The organism is Anatilimnocola aggregata (assembly GCF_007747655.1).
Taxonomy (GTDB): Bacteria; Planctomycetota; Planctomycetia; order Pirellulales; family Pirellulaceae; genus Anatilimnocola; species Anatilimnocola aggregata.
In genome coordinates, this window is sequence record NZ_CP036274.1 from 5,394,373 (window position 1) to 5,416,842 (window position 22,470).

The 22,470-nt window shown below is 57.9% G+C and carries 13 protein-coding genes; 10 read left to right on the plus strand and 3 right to left on the minus strand.

Annotation, left to right across the window (positions count from 1 at the left end; all coding sequences use genetic code 11):
• Positions 1-186: 186 nt before the first annotated feature.
• The 9 genes from ETAA8_RS20165 (at position 187) to ETAA8_RS20210 (ending at position 17,090) form a co-directional block, all read left to right on the plus strand.
• A complete protein-coding gene (locus ETAA8_RS20165; RefSeq protein WP_145092411.1) occupies positions 187-3,381 on the plus strand; it encodes a DUF4838 domain-containing protein in 3,195 nt (1,064 codons plus the stop codon).
• A 39-nt stretch (positions 3,382-3,420) separates the two neighbouring features.
• The gene (locus ETAA8_RS20170; protein ID WP_145092414.1) at positions 3,421-4,992 is read left to right on the plus strand and encodes a DUF6807 family protein; all 1,572 of its coding nucleotides are present in this window, start codon (positions 3,421-3,423) and stop codon (positions 4,990-4,992) included.
• Between the two features lie 11 nt (positions 4,993-5,003).
• The gene (locus ETAA8_RS20175) at positions 5,004-5,765 is read left to right on the plus strand and encodes an SGNH/GDSL hydrolase family protein (protein WP_145092418.1); all 762 of its coding nucleotides are present in this window, start codon (positions 5,004-5,006) and stop codon (positions 5,763-5,765) included.
• Positions 5,766-5,794: 29 nt separating this feature from the next.
• Positions 5,795-7,138, plus strand: a complete 1,344-nt coding sequence (locus tag ETAA8_RS20180) for a hypothetical protein (protein WP_145092421.1) — start codon at positions 5,795-5,797, stop codon at positions 7,136-7,138.
• A 36-nt stretch (positions 7,139-7,174) separates the two neighbouring features.
• Positions 7,175-10,126 (plus strand): DUF1553 domain-containing protein, encoded by a 2,952-nt coding sequence (locus ETAA8_RS34795; RefSeq protein WP_202921127.1) that lies wholly within the window; start codon positions 7,175-7,177, stop codon positions 10,124-10,126.
• Between the two features lie 96 nt (positions 10,127-10,222).
• Positions 10,223-10,921, plus strand: a complete 699-nt coding sequence (locus ETAA8_RS20195; protein WP_145092424.1) for a hypothetical protein — start codon at positions 10,223-10,225, stop codon at positions 10,919-10,921.
• 55 nt (positions 10,922-10,976) lie between these two features.
• Positions 10,977-12,440, plus strand: coding sequence for a DUF1501 domain-containing protein (locus ETAA8_RS20200; protein ID WP_238397432.1), 1,464 nt, complete (start codon positions 10,977-10,979; stop codon positions 12,438-12,440).
• Between the two features lie 24 nt (positions 12,441-12,464).
• Complete coding sequence (locus ETAA8_RS20205) at positions 12,465-13,085, plus strand: ECF-type sigma factor (protein ID WP_145092427.1); 621 nt, start codon at positions 12,465-12,467, stop codon at positions 13,083-13,085.
• Between the two features lie 126 nt (positions 13,086-13,211).
• Positions 13,212-17,090: a WD40 repeat domain-containing serine/threonine protein kinase gene (locus tag ETAA8_RS20210; protein WP_145092430.1), complete on the plus strand. Its 3,879-nt coding sequence runs from the start codon at positions 13,212-13,214 to the stop codon at positions 17,088-17,090.
• Positions 17,091-17,124: 34 nt separating this feature from the next.
• Here the strand turns inward: ETAA8_RS20210 and ETAA8_RS20215 are convergent, their stop codons facing one another.
• Positions 17,125-18,339, minus strand: a complete 1,215-nt coding sequence (locus ETAA8_RS20215) for a cytochrome P450 (protein ID WP_145092433.1) — start codon at positions 18,337-18,339, stop codon at positions 17,125-17,127.
• A gap of 45 nt (positions 18,340-18,384) precedes the next feature.
• Positions 18,385-19,332, minus strand: a complete 948-nt coding sequence (locus ETAA8_RS20220; protein ID WP_202921128.1) for an alpha/beta hydrolase family protein — start codon at positions 19,330-19,332, stop codon at positions 18,385-18,387.
• A 240-nt stretch (positions 19,333-19,572) separates the two neighbouring features.
• Here ETAA8_RS20220 and ETAA8_RS20225 point away from each other — a divergent pair, with 240 nt between their 5' ends.
• A complete protein-coding gene (locus tag ETAA8_RS20225) occupies positions 19,573-21,162 on the plus strand; it encodes a sigma 54-interacting transcriptional regulator (protein WP_145092440.1) in 1,590 nt (529 codons plus the stop codon).
• A gap of 23 nt (positions 21,163-21,185) precedes the next feature.
• Here the strand turns inward: ETAA8_RS20225 and ETAA8_RS20230 are convergent, their stop codons facing one another.
• Complete coding sequence (locus ETAA8_RS20230; RefSeq protein ID WP_202921129.1) at positions 21,186-22,445, minus strand: glycosyltransferase; 1,260 nt, start codon at positions 22,443-22,445, stop codon at positions 21,186-21,188.
• Between the last annotated feature and the right edge of the window lie 25 nt (positions 22,446-22,470).

Below are 22,470 nucleotides of genomic sequence, written 5' to 3' on the forward strand. Positions count from 1 at the left end.
GCGGCGAAACAACTGGGTGCAGGTCGCACCCGGAAAAACGCCATCCTAGCAACTTCTGAAATGCGTTTGCATCCACAAGTTGCTAGGATGTAGCCGATCTTCTGCCCCCAACTCCCACCCGCACCAGTGCTGTCCGCAGTTGCAACCTGCGACTGTCAGCAAACCACACCGCCAGGGTCATTTGCGATGAAGCTTCCGCTCCTGCTGTTCGTTTCGATTTTGGGCCTGGCAAGCCACGCCGCGCAAGCTGCCGATCTCGTGCTGGCCACTGCCGGCAAATGCGAATATCAAATCGTGCTGCCCGATGCGCACCCAAGTCCCGCGGTTGGTGAAGGCTTGCAGCAGACCGCCCGCTTGCTGCAGGTGGCCTTTCAAGCCAATGGCTTTCAAGTGCCGGTCGTCGCAGAAGGCAAACGCGAGATCGGCAAACCGGCCATCTACTTGGGTAGCACCGACTTTGCTCATCAGCAGAAGATTGATTTCACGAAGCTCACCGGCTGGGGATACGTTCACAAAGTTGCCGGGCGCGATGTCATCATTGCGGGGCGCGACGAGTCTTCGCCGGCCAAGCCAGTTCAAGACCGCCGGCCAACGTGGGATCGCATTGGGACGGCAAAAGGTGTCGTCGATTTCCTGCGGCAGTACGTGGGGACGCGATTTCTCTATCCCGATCTCGGCCCTTATGCGCCCATTACAGCAGCGGCCAAAATCGATCTGCTGCAATCTCCCGCATTCGAATTCCTGCCGATGCCCACCATTGCGGTTCCCGCAGAACTCGACCTGACGAAAATCCCGCTCATCGAATTCAACACGGCGCACCCAGCCCGCGGCAGCTTCTACGACATTGCCAACAATCGCTTCCCTTTGGTCGATGCCATCTTTGGCGGGCACACGTACGAACGGGCAATTCCCCGCGAACAGTATCGCGAATCGCACCCCGAGTACTTCGCCCTGATCGGCGGCCAGCGCACTGGCAACGGAACCGGCAACGCGCAGTACTGCATCTCGAATCCGGAAGTGCAAGAGCTGTTCTATCAAGATCTGATCGTTTCGATCGATCGTGGCTTCAATTCCGTCGATCTCGGCCAGCCCGATGGCTTTCGCGCTTGCCAGTGCGAAAGTTGTGCAAAGTTGTATGACACTGGAAACGACTGGGGCGAGAAGCTGTGGATTCTGCATCGCAGGCTGGCGGAGCGAGTCAACGAAGCTCGGCCCGGCAAGCTCGTGACGATGATGTCATACATTCAGACCGAGCATCCTCCGAAGTCGTTTCAAAAGTTCCCCCCGAACACGCGCATCTTGCTCACCGGGACCAACGACGAAGATATCGCGCCCTGGCGCAGCCACGAAGTGCCCGCGGGTTATTCGTCGTACATTTACAACTGGTGCCCGAACCTTGGCACTCGTTACACGCCGATGCGAACCCCGCGGTACGTCGAGACGCAAGTTCGCCGGCTGAGCCGCAACAAGTTCCAGTCGATCTATCGCGACGGCACCGGCGACCTGTTTGGCTTGGAAGGCCCCGTCTATTACACCATGGGCCGCATGTTTGACGATCCAGAGAATCTACAAGCCAAACTGCTCGTGCATGAGTTCTGCGGCGCGGCGTTCGGCAAGTCAGCCCCCTCGATGCTCGCCTTTTACGACCAGCTGTATCACGGCATCGAGCTCTACTCCGAGTTTTTGGGAACGCGCAACCCGGCCTGGTCGTATCAAAACATTTACGGCCAACGGCGCAAGTTCCTCACCGATCCGTTTCAATTTCTCGGCTTTCTCTATACACCCAACCTGCTCGGATCGCTGGAGACGCAACTAGCCCAGGCAGAGAAGAATGCCAACAGCGAGAAGGTAAAGATTCGTCTGGCGGCAGTCCGTCGCGAATTCGATTACCTGAAGGCACTGGCCAAAGTCGTACACTTGCATCATGCCTATCAGGCACAACCTGATTTGGCGTCGCGCGACCGCTTGCTCACTGCGATCGACGCTCGCAACGCCTTCGTCGATTCGCTCTTTGATGCCGGTGGATCACGCCCCAAACCAGCGATGAGTTGGGCGTTTGTGATGTTCCCGCCCCTGGGGCACGACGCCAAGCATCTGCGCCTGGCGCACGATGGCTACCAGGAGCCGTATGCCAACTCCCCCATGAATTGGGATACCAAAGCGATGCGACTCGCGCCATTGCCTGGCGCCAAACGGTTGACTGTAAGTATGCAGAAGAATGAGGTCACACTCGATTCACCCCACTGGAAGCAAGCGACGAAACACGACCTGCTTCGTCTGCCAGTCGGTGCGAGCGCCAATCCGACAGCTGCCGTTCGCGCCATGTCCGACGCAGCTCACCTATATTTGCGAATTGAAGCTGACCGGCCAGTTGGTGCTGCCGATCAGGAGACGTTCGATATCTACCTGGCACCCCCCAGCGGGCGCGAAGTGACGTATCGGTTTACCGTGGGACTCAAGAGCGATTCAAAACAAGAGGCCGCTAACGGCTTCAATAGCGATCTTCTGGACCCACGCTATGGCCGGTTCGATCCCGATTGGAATGGGGATTGGAAGTACGAAGCGAAGCTCGATAGCGAGAACTCGAAGTGGATCGGACTCTTAACGATCCCCTTCAAGACGTTGAGTGTTGAGCCACCCACTGCGGGCACGTTTTGGCGCGGCAACTTCGGTCGGACCCACGTGGCGAGCATGGAGCGCGTCGAGCGCGCACTTTGGTCGGCAAGCGTCGGCACCAAAGTGCTGGACGACCGGAATGATTTCGGCGAATTGGTTTTCGAAGCAGCTGTGGAGGCTGGCGAGACGAATCCCATGCAGCCCGCCAAGTCGGCGAACCATGCCTTACGCGAGCTTCGCGAACAGCTTTACACGACCAGTTTCGAGATACCTGCCGATTGGAAGAAGCTGGCCGATACGCAGGCACTACCCGCCGAGGGTTGGCTGTTTCGCGCCGACCCACTCGAAATCGGTCTGAAAGAAGCGTGGCAACGTGCAGAATTCGTGACCAGCGATTGGCTGCCGCTTCGTGTCCCGTCGTTTTGGGCAGAGAACGAAGCGGTTGGCAAATATGTCGGCTACGGTTGGCAGCGGACCACGTTCGAAGTTCCGCAGGCCGGGAAGGGGCGCAGCGTTCGTTTGCTGTTTGGTTCGGTCGATGAACAAGCCTGGGTCTATCTCAACGGTCACTTGATTGGGGAGCATACGGAGAAGTCCACCCGCAAATCCCTCAACGAACTGTGGGAAGAGCCCTTCGCGATCGATCTCCCCGCCGAGCACCTCAACCAGACAAAACCGAACGTCCTCACCATCCGCATTCACAACTCCCTGGCCAACGGCGGCATCTGGCGGCCCGTACTACTGCAAAGTGTGCCCGCCAAGTAGCGTTCGCTCTTGCTCCTCGACCTGCCCGAGAATCGTGTCATGCTGAATGCCACTCTCCCGCTCATCATCGCCTGCGTACTTGTGTTCACGCGCACCGCAGCGGCCGAAGTGTCGATTGTCGAACTCGACGATCGCCTGCGCGTTTCGATCGATGGTCAACTCTTCACCGAATGGCGGCATAAGGAGTGGGTTGCACCGTTTCTTTATCCGGTCGTTGGGCCCAACGGCGAAACAGTGACTCGCCACTTTCCCATGCGGGCCAATGTGCCGGGGGAAGATGCGGATCATCCGTGGCATCGTTCGATTCGCTTTTCGCACAGCGATGTCAATGGCTTCAACTTCTGGTGGGCGCCGGGCAAAGAGCGGGCAGGGCATACGGCAGAGATCAAGTTAGAACGTATCGAACGGATTACTTCGGGCAAGACTGGCGAAGTGGTCTTTTGGAATCAATGGTTGGGGGACGGCAAGATAGTCCTGCGCGAGAAGGTGCGGCTTGCATTTCTTCCGTTAGAGAATTGGCAACTCCTGATGGACTACGACCTCGAACTGCAAGCCGCCGATCAGCCCGTGCTCTTTGGCGACAAACGCGATGGCGGGCTGCTGGTGCGTGTTGCCGGCAGCATGAAGGTGGAAGACGAAAAAGGGAATAAGTTCCAGGGGTCAATTCTCAATAGCCGCGGCGACCGAAATGCCGACGCCTGGGGCAAGCAGGCCGAATGGGCCGACTATGTTGGTCCCGATGCCAGTGGTAAGACGGTCGGCATTGCGATGTTCGATCATCCGTCGAATCTGCGTTTCCCTACGCATTGGCACGCGCGAATGTACGGCCTGATTACGGCCAATCGCTTCGGGACAGATCACTTCAAGGCGAAGTACGACGATCACAAAACAGTCGTCTGTGCTCCTGCTGGCAAAGCCTGCCCTGCTTGCCTTTCGCATTCGGGCGATTACACCATTCCCGCGCAAAGCAGCCTCACGCTCAGGCATCGCGTGTACTTTCATCATGGCGATTCCACAGCGGCTAAAGTTGCTGACCAATACCGCGTCTACACTGCAGATCCTGCAGCGATGTTGGTTCGCCTGCGCGTGCTCCAGCGCGACCGGAAGTGGAAGGAACTCATCGAGCAGTTTGGGACCGAGAACTTTGAAACCTGGCCCGCTGAAGATGCCAGCGACGCGCTCCATCTCCGTGGTCAGGCCCATTCGATTCTGAAGAACGGCAAGCTTGCCGAAGCTGACTTCAAATCGGCACTCAAGCTAAATCCGTCAGCAGACCTGGTGCTGCTCAACCTGGCGGACAACTATGCAAATAATCTTGGTAACGAGGAGCAAGCGCTTGCTACGTATCGCCAACTTCTGACGAAAACGGGCAAGTCCAACGGCTGGCTGCCGATTCACACCACGATCGCCATCGCTCGCCTGCTGACCGACCAGGTCAAGCCCGACGAGGCACTGGCCACGCTGCAGCAATATGGAGACATGCCAGGCATGGCACCGGTATGGCGAATCAAGATGCTTCGAGCCTATGGCCATGCCTATGCAGCCCAAGGCAAAGAACAAGAATCGTTGGCGAAGTTTCGTGAAGCGCTCGAACTCGAATCGCAACCGTAAGGGACCGCCTGATGAAATTCACGTTAAAACTGGTGCTTGGACTGTTGCTAGCCACCACACTGACGACCGCTGAATCGCGGGGCGAGGGTGATGCCGCACCCAAGCCGCTCAATGTCTTGATGATCGGCAACAGCCAATGCCCGACGATTGTCAACAGTCAGTTGATCGACAAGTTGGCTGCCTCAGACAAAGGCGCTCGCCCGATCAAAGTCACGGGTTGCATTAAGGGTGGAGCATCCCTTCGCTCGCACTGGGAAGCCGGCACAGGACCAACCACGGCCCGCGGCATGATCGCGGCTGGCCCCTGGGACTTCGTCATGCTGCAAGATATTTACCACGTGCAACCAGCCGCCTTTCAACCGTACGCCCGCCAATTTCACGAGGCGATCAAAGCCGCCGGAGCACAAACGGTCCTCTTCGGAACTGCTTCGATTCTGAGTGACTATCCTGCTGGCTTCGAGCGGTTGCATACAATGCACTTCGCCATGGGGAAAGAACTCAACGTACCGATTGTGGATGCCAGTCAGGCTTACTTTCGTTACTTCGGCGAAAAGCCATCGAGTGAGAAACTGGAAAGCCTGTTCGCTAAGGACCGCGCCCACCCGGGGTTGCAGGGCTCGTATCTCTACTCGTGCGGAATCTACAGCGTGCTCACTGGCCGCAGCCCGGTGGGGCTCGCTGCACCAGAAGCCATTCCCAGCGATGTGGCCAAAGCGTTGCAAGAAACCGCGTGGGCTCAATATCAAGAAACCACTGCTGAGCTGAAAAAGTAGGGATTAGCATTCACGGAATTGAGAGTTCGATGAAGAACAACTTCGTTGTTACCGTTTTTGTAATTTCAATCGTGCTGGTCTCAGGCAGCTTGGCAGTCGCTGCCGACGCGCCAACGTTCTCAGCTGGGACCGCCAAAGTCGAGATCACGCCTGCCGAAGAGACTGCCGTCAATTTGGTTGGTCAACGGCTGAATCTCCGCGATCCCCTCTTTGCCCGCGTGCTCGTGCTAAAAGACGAAAAGATCTCACTCGCCATTGTCTCCGTCGATTTGATCGTCTTTTCATCACACAAAGTCATTGCCGAAGCGAAGGCCAAGTGGGGTATCGATCATGTCATCCTCTCTGCCACCCATACGCATGCCGGCATGGCTCCGCGTGGTCTCATCATCAAGCCCCCCGCAGCGCCCGATTGGACCCGCAGTGGCAAAGCACCGGCCGACTCCGTCGATTGGCCTGCTCTCTCTGCCGATCCGTGGTATGCCGAAACTGAAACCAAGATCATCGCAGCGATTGGCCAGGCGATGCAGAATCGGTTTGCCGCGCGAATCGTCGCCGGCAAAGGTCCCTTCACAAGCGCTTACATGGCACACAATCGGCGGCTCGTTCGCGATGGACGAGTGACCGCGTTTTGGGAGAATCCCGACCGGCGACCGACGCAGCCCATCGACCCCACGGTGGGTGTAATCCGCATCGAAGACCTGGCGGGCAAACCGCGCGCGATGGCGGTGCATTACGCCTGCCATCCGGTGACCCTCATGGGGGCCGGTGTCGTCTCGCGCGATTTTCCGGGAGCGATGGTCGACTATCTCGAAGAGCAACTGGGCAAAGATTGCCTGGCGATGTTCCTGCAAGGAGCGCAAGGAGACCTCGATCCGTATGATCTGCACAATCTTCGTGGCGAGAATCGCTTTAACATTGCGCGGCAGGCGGGCATCTCGCTCGCCAAGGGCGCACTTCACGTTGCGGCCGAGTTGAAGTCCACAGCCAGCGCCAAGCCTCCACGAATTCAAGCCAAGGAAAGCCTGCTCACCATCCCACACCGCAGCGGCAACGCCACCACCGATGTAGGTCTGCTCACGGTCGTAATCAATGGCGATCTCGCCTTGGTGGCAATCCCTGGCGAGCCGTTCATTCAGCATCAGTTGGATTTAACGGCGAAGTCGCCGGTCGCCAACACATTCATCCTGGGCCTGGCTTATCATGGACGAGGAACTCCGTTTGTCGTTTACATTCCTACCGTGCAAGCGGTGAAGGAAGGTGGCTACGGCGCGACCGAGTGCAGCTTTCTGGCTGCCGATGCCGGCCAGCGGATGGTCGACGAAGCAGTCAGCCAGATTCAGGCACTGGTCGGCGAAGCGGTAGTACCAAAATAGTAACGGCAGGCTATTGCGCAATACGGCTGGGCGATCATGCGACGGACTCTCCACTTTCCTCGAATCCTTCTCAGTCTCCTCGGCGGCACGCTGCTGTTCGTCACGATGGGACTCATCGTGCGTGCGGCAGAGGTGACGCAGCAGGCACAACTCACTCAATTCACCAATTCGATTGGTCCAGTTCTGGCGGCCAAGTGTGTCTCCTGTCATCGCGCCGATAATCTCAAGGGGAATTTTGATCTGACGACGCGCGAGGGAATGCTGCGCGGCGGTGATAGTGGACCAGCTTTGATTCCGGGCAAGCCCACGGACAGTCCGCTTTACGCGCGCTCGATTCCCGCGAATGGCCAGCCACCTGAAATGCCCGAGAAAGGGGAAACGCTCACCGAGAAAGAAGCCATTGCTCTCAAGGAATGGATCGCTGCTGGTGCGGCCTGGCCCGAAAAGTTGGTGCTCAAGGAAAAGGCCAAGGCCGACGGCAGCTTCTGGTCGTTTCAGCCCATCGCTAAGGTCTCGCCACCGGAAGTACTGAATTCTTCGCCTGCGTGGCGTGTTAATCCGATCGATGCGTTCCTTGCTCACAAGCTCCAGGAACGCGGTCTCACGCCGAACAAGCCAGCCGATGCGCGCACTTTCATTCGCCGCGCGACGTTCGATCTGCTCGGACTACCGCCGACTCCCGCGGAAGTTACTTCATTCGCACGAGAATGTGCCGAAACTGCAGCAAATCCGCAGGGCGGCCTGCCCGATGCCGCGGTCGAGCGCCTCATCGACCGCTTGCTTGCGCGGCTGCAATATGGCGAGCGTTGGGGGCGACATTGGCTCGACGTCATTCGCTTTGGCGAGAGTCGCGGCTATGAGCGCAACGAGATCATCACCAACCTTTGGCCGTTTCGCGATTACATCATTCGTTCGTTCAACGAAGATAAACCGTTCGACCGCCTGATACTGGAGCATCTGGCCGGTGATGTCATTGGCAAGGACCAGCCTGAGGTCGAAATCGGCTCAGCCTTTTTGGTAGCTGGTCCCTACGACGATGTTGGCAATCAAGATGCAGTGCAGGCGGCTCAGATTCGTGCCGATCAAATGGACGAGATGATTCGTGCCACTTCCGAAGCCTTCCTGGGTCTTTCCGTTGGCTGTGCCCGCTGCCACGATCATAAATTCGATCCGCTCAAGGCGAAGGACTATTACGCTCTGTATGCTACCTTTGCCGGCACGGTGCATGGTCCGCGCGAAGTGGCCTCTGCTTCGGCGCGGCAAGAGCGAGTCACCAAACTGCAGCCGTTGCAAACGGAAAGAACGAAGCTGGTCGCCGAGCGCAACACCCATCAGCAAGCCTTGTCAGCCCGAGCGAAGCAAAGCGAAGCCGAGGCTGCCAAGATGTGGACGCGCCCACGCCTCAGTCGCTACGGCACGGAAGAACGGTTCGACGCGACAGACGCGAAGTTCATCCGCCTGACCGTGGAGGGAACTGACAGCAAAGACGGCAAACCTGCGCAATTCCGGCTCGATGAGTTTGAAGTCTGGACCGATGAACCAACTCCGCGCAACGTGGCCCTTTCAACCGCTGGTGCAACCGCTACCGGCCCCTCGCGCGATGCGAAGGACTTCGCCGGTGCCTATAGCGCCGCCTTGGTGAACGATGGCAAGTTCGGCGAACGTTGGTTCGCTGCTGGCGAGCAGTTGGTAATTGCACTATCGAAAGCAGAGCGAGTCAATCGCGTCTTCTTTTCCAGCGATCGAACACGCGCACTGGGCGAAGATCATCCGCTGACGGTATTCGTCGGGGACTATCGAATCGAGACTTCGGCCGACGGCAAAGAATGGACACAAGTTGCCAGCAGCGACGATCGCGCACCGCCAACCGACTTGCGCAAGCAGGCGCGGCTGATGAAGCTGGTCACTACCGCAGAGGATGTGGCTCAAACCGCAAAGTTTAACGCCGATCTCGCCGCACTCGATACCGAGATCGCCAAGTATCCCCCGCTCCCTGTCTGGTGGATCGGCACTCACAAGGCCATCAATGCTCCACAGCATGTGTTTGTCGGCGGTAATCCACAGCGCAAAGGAGATGAAGTACTTCCCGCCAGTCTCGAGGTACTCGCGCAACTCCCCTCTGCCTATCAACTCGATGCCAAGCAAGACGAAGGTACTCGTCGACTTGCCTTGGCCAAGTGGCTAACCGCTGCTGACAATCCACTCACACCGCGAGTTCTGGCCAATCGAGTTTGGCAGTACCATTTCGGCACCGGGCTCGTCGATACTCCCAGCGACTTCGGTTACTTGGGAAGTCGGCCCACGCATCCCGAACTGCTCGACTGGCTGGCGACGGAACTGCAACGCACAGGCTGGCAGCTCAAGCCGCTGCATCGACAGATCATGCTCTCGCAGGCTTATCGCCAAAGTGGCGAGTGGCACGCCGCTGCAGCGGAAGTCGATGCCGATAGCAGACTCCTCTGGCGATTTCCGCCACGTCGGCTCACGGCAGAGGAAATCCGCGATACGTTGCTGCACTTCGCTGGCAAGCTTGATTTGACGATGGGGGGCCCGGGTTTCCGCCTCTACGAATATCAGCAGGACAATGTTGCCACCTATGTCCCGCTCGATGTGTACGGCCCCGAAACTTATCGACGCACCATCTATCATCACAACGCCCGTGCCGCGCGCGTCGACTTGCTTACCGATTTCGATTGCCCCGATCCGGCCTTTGCCGAAGCGCGCCGGGCGAGCACCACGACTCCGCTGCAAGCCCTCACCTTGATGAATCACAGTTTTTCGAACGAGATGACTCGGCTGCTCGCTGAACGTCTGCAAAAAGATTCACCTCCCGTCGCCAGTCAGGTGAATCAGGCGTTTGAACTGGCCTACGCTCGCGGCCCGAGTGAGCGAGAACGAACGGCCGGCATCAAACTTATTGAAGCCCACGGCCTGCGCGCATTTTGCCGGGCAATTCTGAACTCGAATGAATTGATTCACATTAATTAAGTGGGATAGGCTTCCAGCCTGTCATGTCTATTTGAGCTATAACGCAAAGAAGATATGACAGGCTGAAAGCTTATCCCACGAGAGAAAGAACCCCTGATGCACGACGGACTTTTTCGACGGCGACATTTGCCGCACTGGGATGTGGACGGAAAGCCGATCTTTATCACTGCTTGTCTCGAAGGAAGCATCTCAGCTTCTGGCCTAACGCAGATCGAGCGGTACAGAACCGAACTTGAAGCACGGCCATGCCCAGAAGAAATGTCGCCCACCGAATGGAAGCATTACAAACTCAAACTTCTATTTGTGCTCATTGATGACCTACTCGACAACCACAGCGCAGCAAGGCATCTGGCAGACGATCGCCAAGCACAAATCGTACAGAACGCATTTTTGCACTTTGCCAACATTCGCTACGCGTTGCTGGCGTTCGTGGTTATGCCCAGCCATCATCACTGGCTGTTCTGGCCAGATGAAAAGTGGTCGCTTTCCGCAGTTGAACAAACTCGGAAGAATGGATCGCCGCGCACACCAAGAGAAATCATTTCACACAGCATCCAGAGTTATACAGCTACGATGTGCAATCGGGTTCGTGGAGCTACCGGACCCTATTGGCAAACGGAAACGTTCGATCATTGGGTGCGCGACGAATCTGAGATGTTTCGAATCATCAGTTACATTGAGCAAAACCCGGTCAAGGCGGGGCTGACGAAACGGCCAGAGGATTGGAAATGGTCGTCGTTCCGTTTGCGAGCACAAGCGGGGCTGAGGCCAGGCGATCCTATTTTGAATCCGTAAAGGGATTGGACTGTTGCTTACCTACATTCAAAACGCTTTCTCCATGAAGAACGAAATGCAAATTAGACAGGCTAGAAGCCTATCCCACGAACGTCGCTCGTTTCTGAGCGGATCGTTTGCAGCGCTGGCGGGAATGGGGCTAATCGATTTGATGCAGCGGGACGGCCTGACGGCTGAAGCGACCACGAGAGGGGCGAAGAACTGGCAACCGGGACTCGGCCAGACTCATTTCCCTGCCAAGGCCAAACGAGTGCTGCAGATCTTCTGTCCCGGTGCGGCGTCACAAGTAGACCTATGGGACTTCAAGCCGGAACTCTTCAAGCGCAGCGGGCAGCCGTTGCCGGGCGAAGAGAACCTGGTTTCGTTCCAGGGAAAGAACGGCAACCTCATGGCGCCGCCGTGGGAGTTCGCGCCCTGCGGCGAAAGTGGCAAGCGGATTTCATCATTGCTGCCCCACATGGCCGAGCACGTCGACGACATAGCCTTCATTCACTCGATGACATCGAAGACGAACACGCATGGGCCGGGCTGCGTGCTGATGAATACGGGGCATGCGCAGGAAGGCTTTCCCAGCGCCGGTGCCTGGCTGGGCTATGCCCTCGGCAGTGCCAATGACAACCTCCCCACGTATGTTGCGCTTCCGGACCTGCGCGGCGAGCCACCAAACGGCAAAGCGAATTGGAGCAATGGTTTTCTCCCGGCCAAGCATCAGGCGATGGTGATGGCCGCGCATCTGGCCATTCGCAATCTAGAGCGACCGAAGGATATCAGTGCTGCGGAAGAAGCAGCAGCGCGCGACTATCTCAAGTTGCTCAACGAGCAGCACATTGCCGCCAATCCGGGCGATAGTTCTCTCAACGCCCGCATGGCTGCCTATGAGTTGGCGGCGCGGATGCAAGTATCCGCGCCAGAAGTCGCGGACCTAAGCTCCGAGACGGAACAAACCCACAAGCTCTATGGCACCGATAGCAGCAACAAACTGCTCGCAGCCTATGCGCGCAATTGCTTGCTCGCCCGCCGATTGCTCGCGCGCGGAGTGCGGTTCGTGAATCTCTACTGTGCCTCGCGCGCTAGCGGCGTTGACGGACTATTGAACTGGGATGCCCACCGCACGCTCAAGCCCGACTACGAACGGCATTGTCCGGTTTTCGATCAGCCGACAGCAGCGCTCCTTACCGATCTCAAACGAAGTGGCATGCTGGAAGAAACGCTCGTGCTGTGGACGACCGAGTTCGGCCGCATGCCCACCCATCAGGCCAATACCACCGGCCGCGATCATAATCCCGATGCCTTCACGGTCTGGATGATGGGAGCTGGTGTGAAAGGTGGCGTCAGCTACGGTGCGACCGACGAGTTCGGTCGCCGCAGTGTCGAGAAGGTGACGAACGTCTGGGAGTTCTATGCCACGGTGCTCCACCTGCTCGGCATGGACTTCGACAAGCTCAGTTGGTACCACAACGGCTTCGATCGCAAACTGACCGACGTCCATGGTCGCGTCTTGCGCGAAGTCTTGGCGTAATGACGCTGAAAGAAGGATGAACCTGTGAACGAATCGCACGAACATTCGGTCTCGCTCTGGATCGCCAAGCTCAAGGAAGGCGATCAGGCAGCCGCGGGGCCACTTTGGAATCGCTACTTCGAACGACTGGTCGGCGTGGCTGGACGCAGAATGGGCTCTGCCTCGCGCCGCGTCGCCGACGAAGAAGACGTCGCGGTTAGCGTGTTCGATAGCTTGTGTCGCGGTGCTGCAGCCGGCAATTTTCAGCAATTGTCCGATCGAGACGATCTTTGGAAACTGCTCGTGGCAATTGCCGGGCAAAAAGCCGTCGATCAAATTCGCCGGCAGATGAGCCAGAAACGCGGCGGCGGGGAAGTCCGGGGCGATTCCATCTTTGCCCATCCCTCGGACGATGGTCCGCAGGGTTTCGAGCAATTTCTCTCCGCCACTCCAACGCCAGAATTTTTGGCCGTGATCGACGAACAACAGACTCGGCTCTTCAGCCTGCTGCGCGACGATGTCCAGCGCGATATTGCTACGTTGCGTTTAGAAGGTTTCGCCAATGAGGAAATCGCCGAGAAACTGGGGATATCGATTCGCACCGTGGAACGCAAATTCTCGCTGATTCGCGATGCCTGGGGCAAAGAACTGACTGCTGCGGGATGATGCACGTCCTTTCAAAGCGCACCAGCAAACAACTTGCGTGGGACGCGCGCTGGCTCGATAATCCAGCGGAACTCGTTCCTGCCACAATTCCCGCGCACGAGTTGCGCGCTCGCGAGTCATTGTTTCATGGCCGACCTGCAAACCCTCTTGCGCTGGAACCTCGATGAACGTTGCGACCACTTCGAATCGGAATGGAAGTCGGGCCAGCGCCCCAGCTTGAGCGAATACCTGGCAGGGTGGAACGAGTCCGGCGCGGATCAACTCTTTCGGCATCTTTTGGAATTGGAGGTCGATTATCGTGAGCGCGCGGGCGAAACAGTCGTCGGTGCCGATTATCACCCCCACTTTCCCAACTTCCAAACCATCATCGACGAAGTCATTGCCGGCCCTTCGGTCACCAAGACCTACGCCAAGAGGCAAGCCGACACGCGCCCGCGAGCGACGGCCCCGACTGCTGAAACACCTGCCAGTTTAGGTGGCTACGAACTGCTCGAACTGTTGGGCCAAGGTGGCATGGGGGTCGTCTACAAAGCCCGGCAAATCAGTTTGAACCGGCTCGTCGCTTTGAAAATGATTCGCTCCGGCGAATTGGCCGACAATGAAGAGCTGCGGCGCTTTCGGGCAGAAGCAGAAGCAGCAGCCAAGTTGGAACATGCCGGCATTGTACCAGTGTTTGAAGTTGGCGAAGATCGCGGCCGGCTGTTTTTTTCGATGGGGCTCGTCGAAGGTGGTAGTCTCGACGGCCTGCTCGCGAATGATCCTCCCGATATCGACCACGCAGTGCGATTGCTTGAGCAAACAGCCCGGGCCGTGGGCTATGCGCACGAGCGTGGCATCATTCACCGCGACTTGAAGCCCGCCAACATTCTGATCGATCGCGCCGGTGCGCCGCGCATTACCGACTTTGGTCTCGCAAAGTCGTTGCATGCCGACCAAGAATTGACAACGACCGGACAAGTATTGGGAACCCCCAGCTACATGCCGCCCGAACAGGCGCGCGGCGAAGCCAGTGCCATTTGTCCGGCGAGCGATGTCTACTCGCTGGGGGCCGTGTTGTATCGCACGTTGGCTGGCCGCACACCGTTTCAGGCCGCTACGCTCGTCGACATGCTGCACGAAGTGGTGAATGCCGAGCCGGTGGCTCCGAGTCGCCTGGTCCGCGGCATTTCGCCCGACCTCGATACGATCTGTCTCAAGTGCCTGGAGAAAGCGCCGGCCCGCCGCTATACGTCTGCCAACGATTTCGCCGATGAACTGGCGCGCTACCTGCGCCGTGAGCCGATTCTCGCCCGACCCATTTCCCGACTCGAACGAGGCCGTCGCTGGTGTTCGCGCAATCCGGTCATCGCTTCGCTGCTGGCTGTGGTGGCGGTTTCGCTATTGCTCGGTACAGCCATCTCATCTTACTTTGGCTATGCGGCCACGCTCAGCGCGGCCGCTGCGCGCACGAGTGCCACCAAAGCACGCGATGCTGAAAAGCTGGCCGAAACTCGGCGGAAAGAACAGGAGCGCGAAGCTGAGCGGGCAAAGGCAGCCACGGCACTCGCGCAGGAGCGCGAGCGTGTGAATCGCGAACGGCTCGTCGGTATTTATGTAAATCGCGGCTGGGAAAGTGCTCGCAGTGGCGACCTGGGAGCGGCCTGGCTCTTCCAAGCTGAAGCATATCGCCTGGATGCTGAAGCGGCAGAAGCCGCCGCGCGCGAAGCTTCAACATCGGACGCTGCCGCATATGAATCAGCCAAGCTCGAGTATCATCGCATTCGGCTGGGGCAATTGCAGGGGGCGATGAGCCGGGTACCGGTGGTAGTCGCGCATCAGAAGCAAGTCAAAGCGGCCAAGTTTCTGCCCGGCGACCAGCAATTCGTCACCATCGGTGCCGATGGGATTGCCCAGGTTTGGAACGCGCAAACTGGCGAAGCCATTGGTGCCCCCATGAAGCACAACGACGCCGTGGAATGTGTTGCCGTCAGTGGCGACGGTACCATCGTCGCCACAGGTGACGTCACGGGGGTGGCCCGCACCTGGGATGCGGCTACCGGCCTGCCAATTTCGCCAGAGCTGAAACATAAGGGTTGGGTGCTGGCAGTTGCCATCGACCGCGATGGTAAGAGCCTGCTCACCGGGAGCGGTGGCAATCAGGCTCGATTATTCGATACTCGTAGTGGCGCGCCGTTGATGGAGCCGCTGATCGAATCGGCCGATGCAGCTGGTCAGGTTCGCCTTGCGGCCTTCAGCGGAGATGGCAAGCGCTTTTTCACTGCCATCCGGGGTGCGGATGGGCTGCGAGTTCATGAGACGGCGAGCGGCGAGTTGCTGACACCGCCCATCGTTACTGGTGGCGACCCCAACACCGCGCAGCTCAGCCCTGACGGCCAGTCGATGCTAATGGGATTTCGCTGGGGCGGGATTCGGTTGTTCGACGTGGTAACTGGCAAGGACCTATTTCCGACGATTCAAGTCGTGCCGATTGGCAATGGTCTCGGGCCGATGACCATTGACTTTAAGGACGATGGTTCGCGATTCATTGTGGGCTGCAATAACTTTGCTCAGGTCTATGTGACCTATACCGGCAAGCCAGAAGGTAGTCCGATCACGCTCACGGCCGACGTCACGCATGTCTCCTATCGCCCCGGCAGTGAAGAAGTCCTGTTAGCCGATCAAGCAGGCCAGGCCTATACCTACTCGCTGCGCGAACGACGGCCTACATCGGCCGTTTTTCAGCACGGAGGTTCGATCGCGACCGCAGAGTTCAGCGCCGACGGCAAACAGATTCTGACTGCGAGTCTGGATGGAACCGCGCGGGTGTGGAACCTGAGTTCGCCGCAATTGCCGATCAGTCGCGTTGCGACACCGGCTTCCATCGTGACGAGCGAGTTGTTCGCTGATGGCGAAACGATCGCACTTGCCTGCAGCCATCAGGTCATGCATTTCTTCGATCTGCCCACAAGTAAACTGCTCCCCCAGGAACTCAAGTGCGGGACGGTGGAGTTGCTCGCGGTGCGTCCCGACGGTCAACAGATCATCACGGTGTCTCCCCCTGATCCAAGTACGCTGCGAGCGGTAGTACAGGTCTGGAATCGCTCCGAACAAGGTGCCTGGCAGGCCACTCCGCTGCACAACGTGTTTGCCTCGGTGATCAACTATTTGGAAAATGGCCAGCAGTTTCAGATTTGTGGCGGCTCGACGGTAAAGTCTTACGACAGTTCTACACTCGAATTGATTGTGGATCGTCCCCTCGGTTCGCTGGAATCGCGCACGATGGTGCTGCACGGCAAAACAAAGCGGGCCTTGAGTGCCAACGGCGGCAACGTCTTTCTGCGCGATGTCGAAACTTGGAAAGAGATCGTCCCTCCGTGCCAGCATGGAGCAGATGTCGAACACTTGTGCTTCAGTCCCGATGGACGGAATGCAGTCAGCTCGGGGCGAAACAGCCAGGTGTGCGTCTGGGATACGACGACCGGCAAACTGCGATTTCCGCCGCTCGAACATCCTCGCATTCATTGGGGCGCGCGCTACCTCGCCTATAGTCCCGATGGCACGCTGCTGGCCACGGGGGGCGAAGATGGAGTTGCTCGCGTGTGGGACGCCACGACCGGCAAGCCGCTAACACCACCCATCGCGTTTCAGCAGTCGATCGTCAGCTTGCGATTTACGACCAACAGTCGCATTCTGTTAGTTTCGGCATTGAACGAGCAAACAGCAGCCTACGAAGCACGCACTGGGCTGCCCCTCTCGAACCGACTTCCCTTCAGCGGCAAACTATTCTCGCCCGGCGCTGGTCACGACGCTTACGTCGCGGGGAAATCTAACCAGGTTGTGCATTGGAAGTTTGCGCCGCTGGAAATGAATCACAGCGAGGCTGTTGCCATGGGCCAGCTTTACTCTCTGCGGCAACTCGATAACACAGGTTCGCTCGTACAGATGCCGCTGCCAGAATGGTCTCGCCTGAGGAAGGAATACCAGGCAAAGTTTCCCGATTTATTCCGCGAAAGCGGAGCAAATTAGCCGGTTAGACGTGTCCGACTTGCCGCGCGTAGTCCTATTGCCAGGTTACATGCAACTGCAGATCCACTAGACCACGAAAAACAGGATACGACCTCCAGCGAGGAGTGACAGCCAGCCGCGGCGAGCGCCACACCTTGCTAAGGCAAGCGAAAGCTTCCACGGTAATCATTCTTGCCAGTGCAGCACCAATGCAAAAGTGGGGGCCGAAGCCAAAAGCCAGGTGTCGCGCTCCCTGCCGCTGAATGTCAAACTGATTGGCTTGCCAGAACAGCCTGGGGTCGCGGTTTGCGGCACCTAAGAACAAGAGCACATTCGCTCCCGCGGGGAGGGGCACGCCGTGCATCTCGGTTGCTTCCGACAGTTGCCTGGCAATGATTTGAACCGGACTCTCGTAGCGCAGCACCTCCTCGACAAACGACGGCCAGAGGGATCGATCGTGCGACAGCAGCTGCGCTTGCTCGGCATGGGTGAGCAACAAGTACATACCATTGCCCAGCAAATTGGTTGTCGTCTCGTGTCCTGCGTTCAACAGTCCCACAACGTTTGCAATTATTTCAGTGCGCGAGAGTCGCTCACCCGCCTCGCTCGCGGACTTAAGCACACTCAGTAGATTGGGTCCACCACCGACGGCGCAGTCGTCGAGTTGCCGATCGAGATAGCGCTCAATCTCTACTGCGGCAGTACTAGCGATCTCGGCTCGCGTCGTCCGATCGACCGGACTTACTCCCATAAACTGATAGATGTCGTTGGTCCAGGACTTGAACTGCTCGTAGTGTTCGGCTGGCAGTCCCAGAATGCGCGTAATCACGCGCGAAGGTAGTGGATCGGCGAACTCGCGAATGAATTCCACGCTGGTTCGTCCCTGCATTTCCCCCAGCAGGTCTTCGATCACCTGCCTGATTACCGGCCGTATCAAGTCCATGTGTCGGGGAGCAAACGCGGTGCTAATCAACGAGCGCAAGCGCTGGTGATTCGCGCCGTCGGTCAGGAGCAAGCGTGACTCCAGTAACCGAGTCAACGGAGTGAATCGCGACAAGCGCTCCGGGGCAATGCCGTCGAACAAGGCGTGCAATCGTGCTGACTTGAATTGGGGTTGCCGTAGGGCGAAATGGACATCGTCGTAGCGTGTCAACCACCAATAGGCAGTTGCTTCATGCCAGTAGACAGGGCATTCTTCGCGCACGTGGGCATAGTCGCGATATGGATCTTGCAGGAAGTCATCATTCAGTAATTGGATGTTTTTGCACATGCGACTCTCACTTTATGCAATCGAATGGGCCATTGAGTTTGGTGATTAGCGTGCCATTCCCCAGAAATCGCGATCCGAGAATGTGAGCCCATTCCACGCCGGTTCGAGGGATATTTGCTTCGCCATTCGGCGTTTAGCCTGCAGGTGGCGATCGAGAAAGTCTTTCGTTCTCGCCAAAGAGTCAGCTGACGAAGCGGTATGGCCGCCGCCTGGAACGACGACAAACTCTGCATCGCATTCGACTCGCCGAAGCAGATCGAAAGTTGCCCGGGCGTCCTTCATGGGCACAACCGAATCGCACTCCCCATGCACGAACAGCGTGGCGGGAAAGCCACGCTCGAGCCTGGTATCTTCAAACATGGCTCCCCAGTGAACAACGACAGCTGCAATTTCTGGAAGCGTCATCGATTCGACCTGGGAAGACGTCGCTGCCAGGGCGAGATAACCGCCGAGCGAAAATCCTTGAATTGCAATCGCATCGTGGTCGATGTCCTCACGGTCGCCAATATCGGCAATCACCGCCACGACACCCTCCGTCCAATTCGCCGAATCAGCCGCGCAAAACTTGCCGATCGCCTTCGTATCCAAGCATTTTTGGTCATCGCACAGCCACAGATCGTCGTAGGCTACGGTGTCGAAATAGTGTACGTAAAACACCGCATAACCTTCGCGGTTCAAGCGCCGGGCGGTTTGATGATATGACCGCTCGTACCGCTCTGCTCCCTCAACCCCGTGCAACAAGATGATCGCCGGGTGTCGCGCCGCCACGCGATGCTTCTCGTCGGGCAGAAAGACGTCATAGTGAACTTGCCGGCGGTGTCCTTGAATTAGCATTTCGATAAACCGCTCCTCGTTTGGCAAGGGCATCGAGAGACTCCACCAACCTGCAGCAGCCACGGTGACAGTCAGCAGTCCGAACGCAGCTGCCAGCCACCGAGCCCGCGAACTGATCCAGGCTGCATTCGAAAGCACATCGCGAATGACGGCAGACATCGTTCGCATCCTTTCTAGAGAACGGGAATCTGCGGGCGAACCTAGCTGAGCCCGCCGCGAGGCCGGAACTGTTCCGATCTGAGTACGGGTCTAAAGCATGCGGCATGCCGCATGTATACAAATTCCTTAAGTGGCTTCTGCAGAATGACTTAGAGAAAACCGCCCAGAATGCACTAGATATCAGAAACCGTTATTGGCTATCATTTTCTGATAGGCGCGCCATCACTTTGTGGTAATCCGATGCTTTTTACGCCCTTAGAACGCGACTTTGTCGACTTAGTACGCCAGCTCGCGTACTCCAATCCGTTTGATCCCGATGAACAAGCCAGGATTCGACAGAAGCTTGACTCATTCGACCTTGGCTTGCAGGCGGAAGAGAGCAAACGACCAGCTGTCGTTTCGCCACCCGACGAATTCACGACGATCTACTCGCGCCGCATCGAAGCCCTGCTAGTTGAACTCGGCAAGCGGGTCAGATGCGGGCAACACGACGTTTCGCCGACAGAGGTGGAGCGATATGAAGACCTCGTAATCACCGTGCTGCATCTGCGGCACTTTGCCGCGGGGCGTGTGGTAGCCGACGTTCGCCAGGCGAATCAAAGGATTTCGCAGTACGCTGACTATCTGCGCGACCTGAAGGAGTGGACCAAAGTTCCGCTCAGGCTGGGCTGGTTTCTGCAACGCCCCGAACATTCCTTCGCGGTCTACTTTCAGTATCAGCTGGCGATCCAACTAATCCACACGTTGATCCAGGGAAACTCGCGCCCCATCGCCCGGCTGAAGGCAGCCACCTGGCATTCGATCTTTCCCCGCGAACTTCGTCTGTACGGCGTGTTGCTTTACGAACGGATGCACGAAGTAACCACCTTGATTCTCGGGCCATCAGGCACTGGCAAAGAGCTGGTAGCAACCGCCATTGGCCTAGCTCGGTTTGTCCCCTTCGATCCGAAACGCGAGCGTTTCACGGAGCCGCTATCGGGAGCTTTTCATCCGATCAATCTCTCGGCATTGCCTCGCGATTTGATCGAGTCCGAAATGTTCGGGCATGTGGCCGGCGCGTTTACTGGCGCGACAAAGGATCGCGAGGGCTGGTTCGAAAAATGTCGCCTAGGGCACACTGTGTTTCTCGACGAACTCGGCGAGATGGACGAGTCGGTGCAGGTCCGTCTGCTGCGAGTCTTGCAGAACCGCGAATTCTACCGTGTAGGCGAGACCGAGCCGCGCGGCTTTGCGGGCCGGGTAATTGCCGCTACCAATCGCGATCTGTCGCAATTGATTGCAGATGGACGGTTTCGCGAGGATCTCTATTTTCGTCTCTGCTCCGACATCATCCGCACCCCCACGCTACGCGAACAACTCGACGATTCGCCCGAGGAGCTCCCCGCGCTCGTCGCGCATGCCGCTGGACGCTGTTTGGGAGACAAGGCTCATGGTGAGTTTATAGAACGACTCACCAAAGAGACGTTGGCATGCATTGAGATGTCCCCAGCGATCGGCCCAAGTTACAACTGGCCGGGGAACTTTCGTGAACTTGAACAATGCGTGCGCAGCGTAATGGTTCGCGGCGAGTACCATCCGCCAACAATGGCCAGTTTTGCCAAAAAGGAGACTTTGCTACCCAGCCCGTCGGTTAGCACCACCGCACTGGATCAATTTTTACACGCGGTCCGGAACGGAACGCTGTCGCTGGAAGAGTTGCTAACTCGCTACTGCTCGCTGATCCAGTCCCGCACGGGCAACGTGGCGGAAACAACCCGCCGACTCAAAAAACATCGGCTTACAGTGCAAGGCCGCATCGACCCCAACTGGGTCGAACAGTTTCGTCAATGAGCTACCAAGCCGGCCTTGCATGCTTATCGCTGCGAAGCGCGCGACTTGCTGGTGAGGGGTGAATTTTGTAGCCGCGGTGCAGGGATTGCGGAAGGAACTGATTCATCCCTGCGGGTTCGTTCCGACTTGTTCTGCTCGGTAACGGCGCGGAGCGTCTCAGGTTCCGCAATCGAGACTTGTTGCGTTCCCAGCAGCTTCTGCCGCTGCACAATCAGCCGCTGCGAATGAGGATAGCGCGTGAGGGCCTGATCGAGCGCGAGGAGCGCGCCTTCGAGTTGACCGTTTTGCAATAACAGTTGAGCCTGGCACGATGTGGCAATCTCGCGGATATCGGGTAAGTGCCATAACTGAGTATTCACCTGCCCATGCTCGGCCGCCAAGGTGAACGAGCGAATGGCCAGTTCAAACCGCTGCGTTCCTTGCAAATAGCCACCGAGAGCGCATAGCAGTTGAGCATCGAGCGGAAACTGTTCGAGCGCTGCCAGGCAGAGTTGCATTTGTTCGGCTGCTGACTCGGGACTATTCAGGCACGTTAGCAGCCCATAATAGGCCTCGAGCATTTCAGTGGAATTCGCGGGGGCAAGTTCCTGAGCCCGTTGATAGTGCTGCGCAGCCCGCGCTGAATCGCCGAGCGCTTGCATGCTTTCGCCCAGGCAATTGAACAGATCAGCTGTTGGTCCGCGCTGAGCGATCTGCAGGTCGGCCAGGCGAATGTTCCGCTGGGCACGGGCTGTTTTCACGGCCGGATCATGCTCGCGCGTGCCGCGCTGAATCGTGAGTGGCAGATGCTCTGCTTCCAGGTTGAACGCATTGAGCGAGCGCTGCAGCGACTCACGCACACGGCCATGAAAAATCAGGCCGGGGCGATTGGGATGCAGTCGCAAGCGGGCGATTTGCTCGCCGCCAATTTGGCCGGGACCGGGGGGTGTGGCAATCCGCAAGTAATAGCCGCGAGTGTCATCTGCGTATTGCGAAACAAACTGCTGCAGCAACTGTGCATCCTCGGCAGTGATCGTTTCGCCTGCATCGAGCCACAAAATCCATTGTGCCCGCAAATGTGGCAACAGGGCGTTGCGTGCGGCAGCGAAATTGTCGTCCCACAAATGTCGCACAACCTGCGCGCCGCCGAGGGCTGCTGCTTCCGCCGTGGTGTCCGTCGAACCTGTGTCCAGCACGACAATTTCGGCTGCGAATCGTCGCGCGCTCTGCAACGTTTCGTGAATCAGCGGAGCCGCGTTCCGGGCGATGATGGCGATGCTAATTGGTGGATTGGTAGACTTCATCGTGAGTGCCTTCCCTGGCAGGCTG

What these genes read in the sequence shown, in the direction of transcription:
- ETAA8_RS20165 (WP_145092411.1), top strand. Translation starts at nt 187, where the DNA reads ATGAAGCTTCCGCTCCTGCTGTTCGTTTCGATTTTGGGCCTGGCAAGC.
- ETAA8_RS20170 (WP_145092414.1), top strand. Translation starts at nt 3,421, where the DNA reads ATGCTGAATGCCACTCTCCCGCTCATCATCGCCTGCGTACTTGTGTTC.
- ETAA8_RS20175 (WP_145092418.1), top strand. Translation starts at nt 5,004, where the DNA reads ATGAAATTCACGTTAAAACTGGTGCTTGGACTGTTGCTAGCCACCACA.
- ETAA8_RS20180 (WP_145092421.1), top strand. Translation starts at nt 5,795, where the DNA reads ATGAAGAACAACTTCGTTGTTACCGTTTTTGTAATTTCAATCGTGCTG.
- ETAA8_RS34795 (WP_202921127.1), top strand. Translation starts at nt 7,175, where the DNA reads ATGCGACGGACTCTCCACTTTCCTCGAATCCTTCTCAGTCTCCTCGGC.
- ETAA8_RS20195 (WP_145092424.1), top strand. Translation starts at nt 10,223, where the DNA reads ATGCACGACGGACTTTTTCGACGGCGACATTTGCCGCACTGGGATGTG.
- ETAA8_RS20200 (WP_238397432.1), top strand. Translation starts at nt 10,977, where the DNA reads ATGCAAATTAGACAGGCTAGAAGCCTATCCCACGAACGTCGCTCGTTT.
- ETAA8_RS20210 (WP_145092430.1), top strand. Translation starts at nt 13,212, where the DNA reads ATGGCCGACCTGCAAACCCTCTTGCGCTGGAACCTCGATGAACGTTGC.
- ETAA8_RS20215 (WP_145092433.1), bottom strand. Translation starts at nt 18,339, where the DNA reads ATGTGCAAAAACATCCAATTACTGAATGATGACTTCCTGCAAGATCCA.
- ETAA8_RS20220 (WP_202921128.1), bottom strand. Translation starts at nt 19,332, where the DNA reads ATGTCTGCCGTCATTCGCGATGTGCTTTCGAATGCAGCCTGGATCAGT.
- ETAA8_RS20225 (WP_145092440.1), top strand. Translation starts at nt 19,573, where the DNA reads ATGCTTTTTACGCCCTTAGAACGCGACTTTGTCGACTTAGTACGCCAG.
- ETAA8_RS20230 (WP_202921129.1), bottom strand. Translation starts at nt 22,445, where the DNA reads ATGAAGTCTACCAATCCACCAATTAGCATCGCCATCATCGCCCGGAAC.